General features: G+C 58.1%; 8 protein-coding genes. 3 read left to right on the forward strand and 5 right to left on the reverse strand.

The genetic code is table 11. The annotated features are described in order from the left end of the window. Nucleotides 1-235: 235 nt before the first annotated feature. Nucleotides 236-3,850, reverse strand: coding sequence for a hypothetical protein (locus tag ACFQY0_RS11570; RefSeq protein ID WP_379712478.1), 3,615 nt, complete (start codon nucleotides 3,848-3,850; stop codon nucleotides 236-238). Between the two features lie 200 nt (nucleotides 3,851-4,050). On the opposite strand from ACFQY0_RS11570, the gene ACFQY0_RS11575 reads away from it, so the two are divergent. Further along, complete coding sequence (locus ACFQY0_RS11575; protein ID WP_379712480.1) at nucleotides 4,051-4,821, forward strand: hypothetical protein; 771 nt, start codon at nucleotides 4,051-4,053, stop codon at nucleotides 4,819-4,821. A 5-nt stretch (nucleotides 4,822-4,826) separates the two neighbouring features. Here the strand turns inward: ACFQY0_RS11575 and ACFQY0_RS11580 are convergent, their stop codons facing one another. After that, nucleotides 4,827-5,612, reverse strand: a complete 786-nt coding sequence (locus ACFQY0_RS11580) for a glycerophosphodiester phosphodiesterase (RefSeq protein ID WP_379712482.1) — start codon at nucleotides 5,610-5,612, stop codon at nucleotides 4,827-4,829. A gap of 144 nt (nucleotides 5,613-5,756) precedes the next feature. Here ACFQY0_RS11580 and ACFQY0_RS11585 point away from each other — a divergent pair, with 144 nt between their 5' ends. Together ACFQY0_RS11585 and ACFQY0_RS11590 are read left to right on the forward strand one after the other, a co-directional pair. Then, nucleotides 5,757-7,781, forward strand: a complete 2,025-nt coding sequence (locus ACFQY0_RS11585) for a LamG-like jellyroll fold domain-containing protein (RefSeq protein WP_379712484.1) — start codon at nucleotides 5,757-5,759, stop codon at nucleotides 7,779-7,781. A gap of 370 nt (nucleotides 7,782-8,151) precedes the next feature. Further along, nucleotides 8,152-10,194 carry an alkaline phosphatase D family protein gene (locus ACFQY0_RS11590; protein ID WP_379712486.1) on the forward strand — a complete coding sequence of 681 codons (2,043 nt, stop codon included), beginning with the start codon at nucleotides 8,152-8,154 and terminating at the stop codon, nucleotides 10,192-10,194. Nucleotides 10,195-10,408: 214 nt separating this feature from the next. On the opposite strand, the gene groL is transcribed toward ACFQY0_RS11590, so the two are convergent. The 3 genes from groL to dnaK all read right to left on the reverse strand — a co-directional run bounded on the left by groL (nucleotide 10,409) and on the right by dnaK (nucleotide 14,384). Beyond that, a complete protein-coding gene (groL, locus tag ACFQY0_RS11595; protein ID WP_379712685.1) occupies nucleotides 10,409-12,067 on the reverse strand; it encodes a chaperonin GroEL in 1,659 nt (552 codons plus the stop codon). Between the two features lie 37 nt (nucleotides 12,068-12,104). Beyond that, complete coding sequence (locus ACFQY0_RS11600; RefSeq protein WP_379712488.1) at nucleotides 12,105-12,395, reverse strand: co-chaperone GroES; 291 nt, start codon at nucleotides 12,393-12,395, stop codon at nucleotides 12,105-12,107. Between the two features lie 66 nt (nucleotides 12,396-12,461). Beyond that, entirely contained in the window at nucleotides 12,462-14,384 is a 1,923-nt protein-coding gene (dnaK, locus tag ACFQY0_RS11605; protein WP_379712490.1) for a molecular chaperone DnaK, read from the reverse strand. Between the last annotated feature and the right edge of the window lie 225 nt (nucleotides 14,385-14,609).

Here is a 14,609-nt window from a genome sequence, read left to right on the forward strand (position 1 = left end):
TCGACTGGGGAGAAGTCTTAGCAAGCGGCAAGCGATATGCATGATTACGACAAATGATTTTGCCGATTCACGACAACGCAATGAAGTTTTGCTCAGATCAATGGTATTGGAGAGGGCGGTTCTTCCGCGTGGGATGACAAACACGCCCGTCTCCCATGCCTGGAGTCAGGCATAAAAAATCGGGAAAGCCCGAAGGCTTTCCCGATCGAATGTTTCAGTGGTCGCTGTTGGAGGATTAGATTTCTTCGCGGCTGAGCCAGCGGAAGCGCTTCGTCACGAAGCGACGGCCGAAATCAATGGGAGCCTGGGGATCTGAGTTCAGGCCGGAGTTGTCGGGGTTGACTGGATCGATCGTGCGCTGCACCACTGCCTCGCACCAGGCTTCGGCGACGACTTTTCCCGAGGGATCAAGTGAGTTTCCATAGGCACGAACGACGAAGGAATCGGAGCGGGCTGTCAGGACGGGACCGAGCGATTGCAGCAGGTCGGCCTGAGTGAGGTGACCCAGGGCACCCCACGCCGTGGTGTTGGGTTTCGCTGTTTGATTGATTCGTGTCGGGTCCTTGATGTTGTCCGGGTGGTTGAAGTCGGGAAGTTCCTCGTGATTGTTGAGGGGCCAAATTTGCTCGAAGGATTGATTGATTCCTGCGCGGGTGATGGCTGCTTCGAGGGTTCCGGAAAGTCCTGTTTCATCGTCCCGAAGACGGCGATTGACGAAATCTGAGAGGCTCAGGAATGGACCGCGCCGGCGAACTTCTTCGACGATGGCTTCGGCCAGTGTGCGAACTTCATCGCGCTTCAGGACACGCTGGCCGCTCCAGGCAGTGGTCTGGTGCGGTCCAACCCCATTCCATTCACCCTCCTTGGGTTTGAGGATGCGGGGGAACATCACCGAATCCGGGCCGGTGCGCACGCCGGCGGCTGAAAGAAGCAGGGACTCCCAAGCAAGTGGATTGGTCGAATTGACGTTGAATCCGCCATCAAGAGTGAGGGTTGCTGCCGCTCGGTGATAATCATTGAGGTCGGCGAGTTCACTCTCGGGTTGCAATCGGAAGCGGCCGTTAGGGAGCGGGTATTCGTCGGGTGCCTCCATGAAGTTCTTCTTTTCCGAGGAGCTTCCTGTCGAAAGAAAGTAACGATCCCACAAGCTGTGATTGAGTTCATAACTCAGGTCGAAAATGACATTTTGCTCCTGAACCGTCTGTTCAAGCAGGCCGCGCGCATGGTGGGCCCAGCTGTCGGAGTTATAGGTGTTCGGATTGTTGGAGCGACCGTCGGTCGTGTATCCGATGGTGTCACGGTTCCAGCCGCCTTCCCAGTTGTTGATCCGTTCGGCAAAATTGGGCTCCGTCATGGTGAGGTCGATCCGCGGATCGGCGATGGAGTTTCCGAAGGCATACGTCGGATGCCAGATGAACTCGGAGAACTTCAGGTGCTGAAATGCCCCGAGGGAGACGACTTCGGCTCCCTCACGGGGGAGATCGAAAAGAATTCTGCGGACGCCACTGATCGGCTGGTTGAAGGCATCGCCAAGCTGCAGGCCACCCGATGAGCGTGGGGTCATGGACGACCAGTTCACCGCATCGTCGAACAGGTCGCGGGTATACACTCCGAAGAAGTGGGGTGCGATGTCGGTAACGTTCTCAAAGTTCGAGCGGAAGGAGTAGGAGGCACGCACATTCCAGTTGGCGATCGGTGCGGTTTGCAAGTGGGGTGTGCCCGCGAGACTTCCGGATCCGTAGAGATTCGAGGGGTGCTCCTCAAACCAACGCAGGCGGAACCCGTCCCGAGTTCTCCGGTCCGGTGTCTGAAGGGTGACTCCGGCGGTGTCGGACTTCGGCAGGGGAACCGGGTCGCGCGAACTCCATTCGACCGGCAGTTCATCCTCATCTCCATACTGCAGCGAGCAGTTCACAAAGCGGCCGTGGGGAAGGTCGCCAAAGTCACGAAGGTCGATGTGATTGCTGCTCGTGCCCTTGATGGGTTTCCAGTACATGTAGTAGTTGTCGGCCTGGGTGTAGCCGCTGGCCTGAACGCTGCCCTGAGGTTTCGGTGGCACGAATTCCCGCCATTCAAGAGGCACGCTTGCGAGTCGGTTGGCAGAGATCCCGGGAGTGGGTGGGTAAGTCTGCTGCGCATCAAAGAGCGGATCGCCATCACTGCGCTTGTCCAGAAAGAAGCTACGGCTGGGGTCAGGTGGGAGATTCGGGGTGAGCTGGTTGGCGGCGAAATTCGATTCGTCATACTGCTGGTTCCGAGCGGGTGAGAAAACTAGGGTCTCGCCGGGTTCGATGGTCACGCCATCGAGTCGGAAATAGTGAGTGCCGCGACGCCAGCGGTCCCAACTTCCGTACTCATTCTGAAGCTGTCCCCAGCTCATTTGAAATGCCTGGGTTTGCTTGTTGGCGAGTGTGACTTCGATCTGCTTGGAACCATTGATCTGCATGCTGATCATCGATGGTTCTAGCTCGAGGGCGATATTGTAAGGATTCCAAAGGGCGACCCGGGGGTAGAGGTGGAGGCGAAGTCCGAGGCTCTGGCCCGGCTGGGTGTCACCGGTGTCGTAGTAACTGATGTTATAGTAGACCGACCCTTCGGCGAGCACTGGTGAGACATCGGACAGACTGCGGTTCTTGTATTCGACAGGAAAATGGTTGTCGCCCGAGTAGCTGCTGATCTTTCCGTTTTCCATAGGCCGGGTTTCCGGGTGAGCGGCAAACATCTTGGACTTGGAAAAAGGTGTGGCCGGCGCACGAATCGCCCAGTGCCTGAGCAGTTTGAAGGTCGGCGAAACCATGCTCAGGCGGTCGGCCTGGTCACCGTCTTCAAGAAGGTCTGCGGCACGGTCGTTGGCAGGACCGATGAGGCGATCCGTATCGCTCAGGCCGAGCGAGGCCAGTCCATCATTTCCCAGATCGGGAATGCTGCCGGAGCTGGTGAGGTAGGCGGTGAGGTCCTTTTTGAGGCCGCCGTCACGCACATCGACAAGGATCGATTCCGAATCGGTGGTAAAGTCGTGGAAGTGCGGTTTGAGCACACCCTTTTTTCCGGTGCTGAGTTCCACTTGAGCAGGGGTCACCAGTTTTGCGCGCTCCGAGCTGGGAATATCGGCGAGTCCGGTGACGGCAGAGAGCGACTGGTCCTGCGCGATCTGGAGTTGGCGGATCTCATTGCCGGAGGCGCCTTCGAATCGGTCAGGGGTGGCCACGTTTGCCTTGATTCCAAGATCTCCGACCCACCAGGCATACTCGCCGACGGGCTTCGCATCCTCGACGAGCTGCACCCGAGGGGCGTGGACGTGAGTGTCGTCGGGATTGGTGTCTCCCCCCACACTTCCGGGGCCGACGAGGAGTTCCATCATCTCCGTGGAACCTTCTTCATCGGCGCGGTGGATGAGTTTCGCTTCGTTGCCGCTGACCAGCTGAGTCAGCATCTCATCGTCCGCATCCCAGTCTTCGAGGTAGCGCCTGTCCCTCAGTCCGCCATTTTGTCCATCGCGACGAATGACGCTGCCGTCGTCGGGCATGGTGGATTTCCAAACGCCCGTCCAGCGGGGGTGGGGGATGCTGGCGTTATTCTGAGAACCACCGAAGTGGGTTTCTCCAGTGATCCTCTGGTCAGGGCCGACATTTTTCTGGAGCTGGGCAATGGCAATGCTCAGGGCAAGCCGTGCGTTGGCACGCGCCTCGTTCATGGCATTGCTGCGTGACGAAGAGCGGGTTTCAACCGAGGCGAGCCCGAGCATGCCGACCGCGATTAATGATAATAACATCAACATCATGACTGCGACGACGAGTGCAAAGCCGCGCTCGCTGTGAGATGACTGTTGGAATTTGGTGACCTTTTTCATGCGAAGGCCTGCATCCTCACCAGTGTCGAACTTTTATCAAAATATGAGGTGTTACATCTTCGTTGCTCCGATGGGGGAGGATGTTTCTTGGATGTCACAAAATTGTTCCTTTCTCAACCTTTCGTGGAGGGAGGTATCAGGCTTGATGATCGGAAAGGTTGGCGGCGGTGGAGAACCGCAGCGCAGATCTGAGCATTTTTATGAAAAGAGAATCTCTACTCGGAAGTGTCGCCCGCTGCGGGGCGGCCATGATCATTTCGGTATCGGCCATGGCTGCGGAAAAAACGAGCACGCCTCACCAGTTGAGGATCCTGGCGGTCGGAAGTCGCGCTCCGTTCAAACAGGAACTGCGCGATGGCGTGCGCTATGAAATCGATCCTCCCGCCGGCAGCCTGCCGCCGCGTGAGATTCAGGTGGGAGTGGTGGACAGTGAAGGAGAGCCGGGCGATGTCGGTGATCAGGCTCTCCGGCTGCGCTTGGGTGAGCCCTCATCACCCGTCGCAGTTCCCGCTCCAAACGATCCGGATAGAAAATTGATTCTTCGCGATGATGAATCGGGGCTGGTGTGGTTGAAGCCTGCATTGAGTCCAGGGTCATCGACCATGTTGCTGGTGTGGCGAGCGGGGAAAACATGGAGCGAGGCGAAGTCGCGTGCGTTTGACGATTCGAGCACGGCCGTGCCACCGGGAAACTGCCGGGTGATCAATGTATCGCCTGCGAATATCGGGGTGACGTGGGGAGACAAACGGATTGTTGTGCGTCCCGGAAAGCAGCATCTGTTCTCATTCCCTAGCGGTGCCTCCGCTGGGAGAATTCGCCTCCAGTATGCTCATGGTGAGGAGTTTGTGACCTTGATGGATACTGAGGTTGGGAATGATTCCGGGATGAAGCGGCAGTTCGTCGTGTTCCGCTCCGATCAGGCCGATGCCCGTCAGCCCATCCAAGTCATCCCCTTGGTCGAACGGCGCTGAAGCGCTCACTGAGTCAATCGCTCACGAATGAACTCGGGCCGGTTGGTGGTGATCGATGCGGCACCGAGTTTTTCAAAGCGATCGGCTTCCTCGGGACGATCGATGGTCCAGCAGTGATACTCGAAACCGGCGTCGGCGATGGCTTGAATGAATGCCTGATTGAGACGTGGATCCGCTTTGGAGCTGAAGCCATCGGCCCCGATTGATCGCAAGGTCTTGATGACGGCATCAGCGGATGGCTTGAGTGGGCTGGATTTGTCGAACGATGACAACCAGTAGGCCTTGTACTGCGGCACTTCCTTTTTCACCGTCTGAATCACTTTGGGATCAAAGGCGATGATCACCACCTGCTCGTCGGTGAGTGTGGACTGTGCGAGTTCGCGGATCAGTACTGGCACGATTTCCGGTCCACACTTGAGCTCAACATAGAATTTTCCGCCAACGGGGACTGTCGCCGCGACCTCAGAAAAAAGAGGAATGTGGGTGCCCTTCCATTTCTCGGCGAACCAGCTTCCGGCTTCCAAGGCGGTAAGGTCTTCATAGGTAGAGTCCTTCACGATCTTCTTCGTTCCGGTGGTACGAGCGGTGTCGTAGTCGTGAATGCAGACGATTTTGCCATCGGCGGTCAGGTGGAAATCTCCCTCGATGGCATCGGCGCCTTGTTTCCATGCGAGTTCGAAGGCCGGCAGGGTGTTCTCCGGAGCGTCATGGGAGGCTCCGCGGTGGGCGACGATGAGGGGAGTGGCCATGAGTTGGAGGGCGCTGGCGAAGTAACAGATGAAGGCTTTCATGGTGTTAGAACAATCCATGGGGCCGCATGGGTAATCTTGTTTTTTGTGACTATAATGTCTTATAGTCTTTCGGGAATTGTGCGACTTTATTGAAACAATATCGATGGGGTCGTTGACCGATCAAGACTTTAGCAATGGCCGGGTATGAAAACGACACACACAATTGTGCTGCTGGCGGCAAGCTGTTGGGCTTCGGCTTTCGCAGATGAGGCTCATGTGAATCCGAATATCGGCCACCGCCACCATCACCACCACCATCATGCGGAAAAACTTCCTACGGAACCCGCAGGAACGAGCCGCTTCATGACATCGCGTGAAGCTGCGGCGGCCTTACGCCTGCCGAAGGAGGAAGATGCCTTCAGTTTCGTGGTATTTGGTGATCGCACGGGAGGACCGGATGACGGCGTGGGAATTCTGGCCGATGCCGTGCGCGACGTGAATCTTCTCGAGCCGGATCTGGTGATGACCGTGGGTGATCTCGTGCAGGGTTACAATCTGGAGGACCAATGGAAGGTCCAGGTGGATGAGTTCAAGGGCATCATGGGCGAGCTGAGCTGCCCGTGGTTTCCGGTGGCCGGAAATCATGATGTTTACTGGCGTGGTCCCAAGGGAGTGAAGGCTCCGGCCGGCGGCCATGAGAAGGGATACGAGGTGGAATTCGGTCCGCTCTGGTACGCCTTCGAACACAAGAACTGCTGGTTCATCGTGCTCTATTCGGATGAGGCGAATCCAGAGACCGGTGAGCAGAATTTCCGTAAGCCGGAGTCACAGAAGATGAGCCCGGAGCAGTTCGAATGGCTCGGCAAAACGCTCGATCGTGCGAAGGATGCCGAGCATGTCTTTCTTTTCCTCCATCACCCCCGCTGGATCGGCAACAACTATGGGGACGACTGGGAGCGGGTGCACGAGCGGCTCAAGCAAGCCGGAAATGTGAGTGCGGTGTTCGCCGGACATATTCACCGGATGCGCTACGATGGTCCACGCGATGGGATTGAGTATGTGACCTTGGCGACAACCGGTGGGCACCAACCGGGTCTCGTGCCCGATGCAGGCTATCTCCACCACTTTAATATTGTGACGGTGAGAAAAGAACGCCTCGCGCTGGCGGCGGTGCCGGTAGGCGAAGTGATTGATATTCGGGAAATCACGGCCGAGATGGCCGAGGAGACCAGCCGCCTTTCGGCGCAGCCGCTACGACCGCATCCGTCGATCGATCTGGCAGCGAACGATGGAGCACCGACGGAAATCATTCTGCCGATCTCCAATCCGACCTCCCGCAAAGTCGACTACACTGCGGGCGGCTCTTCGAAGGACAATCGCTGGCGCTTCCACCCGGATCACATTCACGGTTCGCTTGCCCCGGGGGAAACGAAGGAGCTGAAGTTCTCCGTTAGCCGCCCCGTGGATTCGTTGGACGATTACTTTGATGAGGCATTCGTCTCGCTGGAGATGGATTATTTGGCTGAAGGTTACCGGTATGCGATTCCTGAGCGTTCCGTGTCGCTTCCGGTCACCTTGCCGGGCCGCAAGGGGCCTGCTGCGGACAAGCTGGCGATCGACCTGAATGGTGAGGACGAGTGGCTGAGCATCGACTCGGACCGGATCGAGATCGGCAAACCTCTGACCCTCGAGTGCCGCTTCAAGGCACGCCGTTTTGATGACCGCACCGGTCTCGTGACCAAGACCGAAGGATCGGACTACGGCATTTTCCTGAATAAGGGTCGACCTCACTTCTCCATCTTTGTTGGAGACTCCTACCTCACGGTGGCGGCAGATGCTCCGCTCCTGAAGGCGGATGTCTGGCACCATGTTGCCGGAGTTTACGACGGCAAGGAAGCGAGGTTGTATCTCGATGGCAAGCTCGTCGATCGCAAGAAGCGCAAGGGTTATCGCAAGACCAATGACCTGCCGCTGGTGATCGGTGGTGACACCTCGAAAAACGGCGCGACCTCTCACTTCAGCGGTTGGATTGATGAAGTGAGGCTCTCACGTGGTGCCCGCTACAAAGGCGAGGTTGCCGAGCCGGACGCAGGTCAGCCTGCCAGTGAGGATACGGTGATTCTGCTGGATTTCAGTGAAAAGATCGGACCGTGGGTCCCCGATGCCTCGGCGAGCCGGGCTCACGCCACGCTGCATGGCGCGGCGGTGCTTGTCCCGTCTGAGGGTTGAGAATGGTGCTAAGCTCCCGCAGGCGATACCCTGCGGGAGGCTGACATTTCAGAAGTCCCCGTCCTCGGGGTGCGAGAAAGCCGGACGGTTTCGTCCGGCTTTTTTGATGGAGTTGAAGAACAGATTGTCGCGGCGCTCCCGTTTTTTTCCGGATCTGGGTCGGAGAGCCGACATGGTGACGGAAGTCATGATTGAAGATTGTCGCCAAAGTAGGTATGAGCGGCCTGTGCCATCCTCATCCGTCTCTCTGAGATTCTTAAAGTCTCTCGCTCTTCTCCTCCTTCTATCTGGCAGCGCTGGGGCAGCGGAATTTTCGTCGTCATGGGAGGGATCGCGGCGATGGATCGGGCCGGAATACTGGGCGAGCCCGATGTATGATTGGAAGATGGATGAGGGGGCGGTCGAAGTGGAGTTGATGAGAGGGCGGCTGCTCCATCTGCTGACTCACCGGATCGACGCGCCTGAAAAAGGGCTGGTGATGGAGGCGGAGGTGGAGATCGTGGCCGACAACGAGATTCTGAATCCGGCATCGGTGTGGCTGGGCTTCGCAGTGGGTGCGTCGGGTTTGATGGACGACCCACGCCATGTCGCGGTGGCAACACTAAAACGGACGAATGTGGGCCTGAAGGCGGATGGTCGCCTGATGATTGGCAAATCGGTTTCGAAGGAGGCGCTCTCCGGAAAGGGGTCGGCAAAATTGAAGTTGGTGGTCGGGAAGGACTCGCTCGAACTCTCGGCGACGCGAGACGGAAAGACGATCATGATGAGGTCAAAGGTGAGTCCGGAGCTTATCAAGGGCAACGTATGCCTGGCGGGCGAGTCGCCACGAACTTCGGGGCACTCGATGGGGCCGATTCGCGGGAACTTCCGTGGGTGGAAGATTTCAGGTGAGGGGTTTGTTAGAAGTGGCGTCGCGCCTTTTGGTCCGATCCTTTGGACCCAGTACACGCGACAGGAGAAAAAGGTGAAGCTCTCGGTGCAGATGCCTCCATTGGGCGAAGAGGATGACCCGAGGGTTCGCCTGGAAGTTCGGAAACAGGGCGGTGAATGGATGGCGGTGGGAACGGAGGAGATTCACTCGCTGGCGCGGACGGCGGTCTTTTCCTTCGAGTTGCTGACTGCGGATGGAGTTTGGGAATACCGGGCCGTCTACCCTTGGAAGGGAGAGAATCATGAGTGGACGGGCAAGTTGATCGAGGATCCGGCGGTGGCGGGTAGGCCGATGAGGATTGGTGTGTTTTCCTGTGACAACGGCTATGCGTTTCCGCTGCCAACGATGACGCGAAACGTGGCTTTGCAGGATCCGAACCTGATGTTCTTCGCGGGGGATCAGATCTACGAAAGCTTCGGAGGCTTTCAGCTGGTGAGGAAGCCGGTGGAGAAGGCGATGCTCGACTACCTGAGGAAGTTCTATCAGTTCGGCTGGACCTGGCGTGAGCTGATGAAGGACCGACCGACGATCATTCTTCCGGACGATCATGATGTGTTCCAAGGCAACCTTTGGGGAAGCGGAGGCCGCGCCACCGAGCTGGATACGGAGGGCGGCTACGTGATGCCGGCCGAGTGGGTGAAAGCGGTGGAGCGGACTCAGACGGCCCACCTGCCCGACCCGGTCGATCCCGAGCCGATCGAGCAGGGGATCGGAGTTTACTTCACGCAGATGCGCTGGGGTGGTGTGCCGATGGCGATTCTCGAGGACCGCAAGTGGAAGTCGGGACCGAAAGACGTGCTGCCGGAGAACCCCTACGGGAAAAGTGCGATGGAGCTGGATGTCGCAGGCGCCAGTTTGTTGGGTGAGCGACAGGAGAAGTTTCTAACAGAGTGGGCGGAAGCGACAGCAGATGAGCCGCTTCGCATGGTCATTTCCCAAACCATCCTCTGCAAGGCGACGACCCATGGCACGCCGGAGATGAAGAAGAGCGGCTATGATTTCGACAGCAATGGTTGGCCGCAATCCGGGAGGCGTCGGGCGCTACTTCCGCTGAAAGGCGACAACACGGTGATGCTGCACGGTGATCAGCACCTGGGTCTGCTTGTTAGACAGGGTGTCGATGACTGGAACGATGGTCCCTGGGCCTTCATGGTGCCGGGAACAGCCAATGGCTGGCCGCGCGCGTGGTGGCCGGACAAGGGGGAAATCACGGGGGATTTCCGAGATCCTTTTGGAAACAGGTTCTCGGTTCTGGCCGCAGCGAACCCTGAGAAGGGGAGCAATTTGCTGAACCCCTTCAAGACCGACCCACCGGAGAAGACAGCCCAGCTCAAGGGCTCGGGGCACGGGATCGTGGAGGTTTCTGCGGATCGAAAAACGGTGACGTTTTCAATGTTTCACTATCTCTTTGATGCGGCGAAACCGGGTGAAAGCGATCAGTTCGAGGGCTTCCCCCAGACGCTGGAGTTTGGGGTTAAGTAAAGGTCAGTGCCGATGAAAGGCGCGGGATTTGGAGTTCTGGGACCTTATGTTCTCGTGCGGGAATTTTGTGGATAGATGAGTCACTCGGCAGCTCGGAAAGCGGTGTCGATGCTCGAAGACACGCTCTGCCACCGCACTCAAAAGAAAAAGCCGGACGGTTTCCCGTCCGGCTTTGTGATTTGGTGGTGACGGCTGGATGCCGTCACGCGGATGATTACATCATGCCGCCCATGCCACCCATGCCGCCGTGGTCATGGCCGTGGCCTCCACCGGCTTCTTCCTTTTCAGGGAGGTCGGTGATGACGCACTCGGTGGTGAGCAGGAGACCCGAGATCGAGGCGGCGTTCTGCAGTGCGGAACGGGTCACCTTGGTCGGGTCAACGACACCCGAAGCAATGAGGTCTTCGTAGGTGTCAGTAGCGACGTTGTAGCCGTGACCTTCAGGATTGTTCTTCACCTTCTCAACGATCAGGGCGCCTTCGCGGCCGGCGTTGGCAGCAAGTTGGCGAAGCGGTGCTTCAACCGCCTTGGCAACGATGCCCATGCCGGTCTTCTCATCGGCATTGGAGGCAGCATCGCAAGCGTTGCTGTCCTGACAAAGCTTCAGAGCGCGGATGAGGGCGGTGCCACCGCCAGGAACGATGCCTTCTTCCACCGCAGCGCGGGTGGCGTGAAGGGCGTCTTCCACGCGGGCCTTCTTTTCCTTCATCTCGGTTTCGGTCGCAGCACCGACGTTGATGACGGCCACACCACCGGCGAGCTTGGCAAGACGCTCCTGGAGCTTCTCGCGATCGTAGTCGCTGGAGGTTTCTTCGATCTGGCGGCGGATCTGGTTCACGCGGCCAGTGATGGCTTCGGAAGTGCCGGCACCTTCAACGAGGGTGGTGTTTTCCTTGGTGATGGTGACGCGCTTGGCTTCACCGAGGTCTTCGAGTTCGACGGAGTCGAGCTTGATGCCGAGGTCTTCGGTGATGACCTTGCCACCGGTGAGGATGGCGAGATCTTCGAGCATGGCCTTGCGACGGTCACCGAAGCCAGGAGCCTTCACGGCGGCGATGTTGAGGATGCCGCGGAGCTTGTTCACCACGAGGGTGGCGAGGGCTTCACCTTCGACGTCTTCAGCGATCACCACGAGTGGGCGGCCGGTCTTGGCAACCTTCTCGAGAAGTGGAAGCATGTCCTTGAGGTTCGAGATCTTCTTCTCGTGGATGAGGAGGTAGGCGTTGTCGAAGTTCGCTTCCATGGTCTCCGCGTCTGTCACGAAGTACGGGGAAAGGTAACCCTTGTCGAACTGCATGCCTTCCACCACGTCGAGAGTGGTTTCGATGCCTTTGGCTTCTTCCACAGTGATGGTGCCGTCCTTGCCGACCTTGTCCATGGCTTCGGCAATGATGGTGCCGATCGTGGAGTCCCAGTTGGCGGAGACGGTGGCCACCTGCGCGATTTCCTTGGTGTCGTTGACCTGCTTCGAGATCTCCGCAAGCTTGGCGACGATGGCTTCGGTGGCCTTCATGATGCCGCGCTGAAGCGAAATCGGGTTGGCACCGGCGGTCACGTTGCGAAGGCCTTCCTTGTAGATGGCTTCGGCAAGTACGGTAGCCGTCGTCGTTCCGTCACCCGCGATGTCGGAAGTCTTCGAGGAAACTTCGCGGATCAGCTGGGCACCCATGTTTTCATAGGGATCTTCGAGCTCGATTTCCTTGGCAACCGAAACACCGTCCTTGGTGATGGTTGGGGAACCGAATTTCTTGTCGAGGATCACGTTGCGACCTGCTGGTCCGAGGGTTGCCTTGACGGCTTTGGCGAGCTTTTCGACGCCACGAAGAAGGGCGTGACGAGCTGCTTCGTCGAATTGGAGTTGTTTGGCCATAATTTAGATGATGGTAGGTGTTAGATGGTTGATTCTTGATTCAGGAAACGATGCCGAGGATGTCGGACTCCGACATGATCAGGTATTCCTGACCGTCGATTTTAACATCGGTGCCGCCGTATTTGGAGATGAGCACCTTGTCACCGACCTTGACGGAGAACTCGATGGTCTTGCCGTCATCGTCCTTGCCGCCGGTGCCGAGGCTGACGACTTCAGCTTCCTGTGGCTTTTCCTGAGCGGTGTCAGGAAGAGCGATGCCGCCAGCGGAAAGGGCTTCAGCGGCGAGGCGCTTTACGAGAACGCGTTGACCGAGTGGTTTGATGTTAGCCATGTGTGTGTTGTTCGTTTGTTTCGTTTTTGCTTAGAAGCCGCCCCGCGGATGCGGGGCGGAAAGTGATTAATCGACGACTTCAGCGTCGACGACCTTGCCCTTGGCCTTTTTCGGCTCGTCGGAGTCGGAGCCTTCGGCTTCCGGTGTGTCGACATCGGGTGCGGCACCGCCAGCAGCTCCAGCGGCAGCCTGGGCGGCGCTGGCGAGATCCTGAAGGGCGGCCTCGAGAGTCGAGGTGGCCGACTTGATCTGGTCGAGGTCGTCGTTCTTCAAGGCGTCCTTGAGGGCATCGACCTTGGCTTGGATGCCGGACTTGATCTCCTCGGGCGCTTCGGCGGGAAGTTCTTCGAGCTGCTTCTCGACCTGGAACACGAGCTGTTCGCCCTTGTTCTTGGTGTCGACTGCTTCGACGCGTTTCTTGTCCTCTTCCGCGTGGACTTCGGCTTCCTGTCTGGCTTTCTCGATCTCTTCCTTGGAAAGACCTGAGGATCCCTGGATGGAGATCTTCTGTTCCTTGCCGGACTGCTTGTCCTTGGCGGAAACGTGGAGGATGCCGTTGGCGTCGATATCGAAGGTCACCTCGATCTGTGGCTCACCGCGACGTGCGGGGGCGATGCCATCGAGCTTGAAGTTTCCGAGCAACTTGTTGTCGTTGAACATCGGGCGTTCGCCTTGGCAAATGCGGATGTCGACGGCAGGTTGGTTGTCCGAAGCGGTCGAGAAGATCTGAGACTTCTTGGCCGGAATCGTGGTGTTGCGCTCGATCATCGGAGTGGCACGCGAGCCTTCCGTTTCGATCGAGAGGCTGAGCGGAGTGACGTCGAGAAGAAGCACGTCCTTCACGTCGCCCTTGAGCACGCCGCCTTGGATCGAGGCGCCGATGGCCACCACTTCGTCAGGGTTCACACCACGGTGTGGTTCCTTGCCGGCGAGGGCCTTGGCGGTTTCGAAGACTTTGGGCATGCGGGTCATGCCACCGACGAGAACGAGCTCATCGACGTCGGACGAACCGATTCCGGCTTCCTTGAGGCAGTCGGTGACAGGCTTCTTGGTGCGTTCAAAGAGGCTGTCGGTGAGCTGCTCGAGTTTCGAACGGCTGAGTGAAAGCTGGATGTGCTTCGGACCATTCTGATCTGCGGTGATGAAAGGAAGGCTGATGTCGTAGGACTGGGTCGAGGAAAGCGCGATCTTGGCCTTCTCGGCTTCTTCCTTGATGCGCTGAAGCGCGTCGGGCTGACCGGAGAGGTCGACGCCCTGGTCCTTCTTGAATTCGTCAACGATCCAGTTGATGAGGGTATTGTCCCAGTCGTCACCACCGAGTTGGGTGTCGCCATCGGTGGCGAGCACTTCGAAAACGCCGTCGCCGATTTCCAGCACGGAGATGTCGAACGTTCCACCGCCGAGGTCATAAACGGCGATCTTTTCATCCGACTTCTTGTCGAGGCCGTAGGCGAGCGCTGCGGCGGTCGGCTCGTTGATGATGCGGCGGACGTTGAGGCCGGCAATTTCGCCAGCGGCCTTGGTCGCGTTGCGCTGGGAGTCGTTGAAGTAAGCAGGGACGGTGATCACCGCGTCGGTGATGGTTTCGCCAAGCTTGGCTTCGGCGTCGGCCTTGAGCTTGCCGAGTACCATCGCGGCGATTTCCTGGGGCGAGTAAGTTTTGGTTTCGCCACCGGCTTCCACCTGGATGTGGGCGTCGCCGTTAGAAGCTGCGACGATCTTGTAAGGCATCTTCTTGTCGGCCTCGGAGAGTTCCGAGAACTTGCGACCGATGAGGCGCTTGGCGGAGAAGATGGTGTTTTTGGGGTTGGTGACGGCCTGGCGCTTGGCGGCCTGACCGACGAGGCGTTCGCCGGACTTGGTGAAAGCCACGACGGATGGAGTGGTGCGAGCACCTTCTGAGTTTTCGAGAACCGTTGGCTCCCCGCCGTCCATGACAGCCATGCAGGAGTTAGTGGTTCCGAGGTCGATACCGAGAATCTTGGACATGATTAGTGTAGTTGAGGTTGGTTTGCTTGCGTGTGATTGGGCGCAGTTTGCTGAAAAGCCTTTCGCAGGCTCCGTGCCACCGAGGGTGAGGTGGGTCGTAAGGCGCTTAGAGTGAGGGGGAAGCAAGTGTGTCTTCTTGGGATGGTGAAACGCTCAGAGGGGTGATTTGTGCCAAGCTGTCACAGCTGGAGTGGTCAGATTGTCTCAGAGGCGACAATCTGCGCA

Source organism: Haloferula chungangensis, from assembly GCF_042664875.1.
In the GTDB taxonomy this organism is placed as follows: Bacteria; Verrucomicrobiota; Verrucomicrobiia; order Verrucomicrobiales; family Akkermansiaceae; genus Haloferula; species Haloferula chungangensis.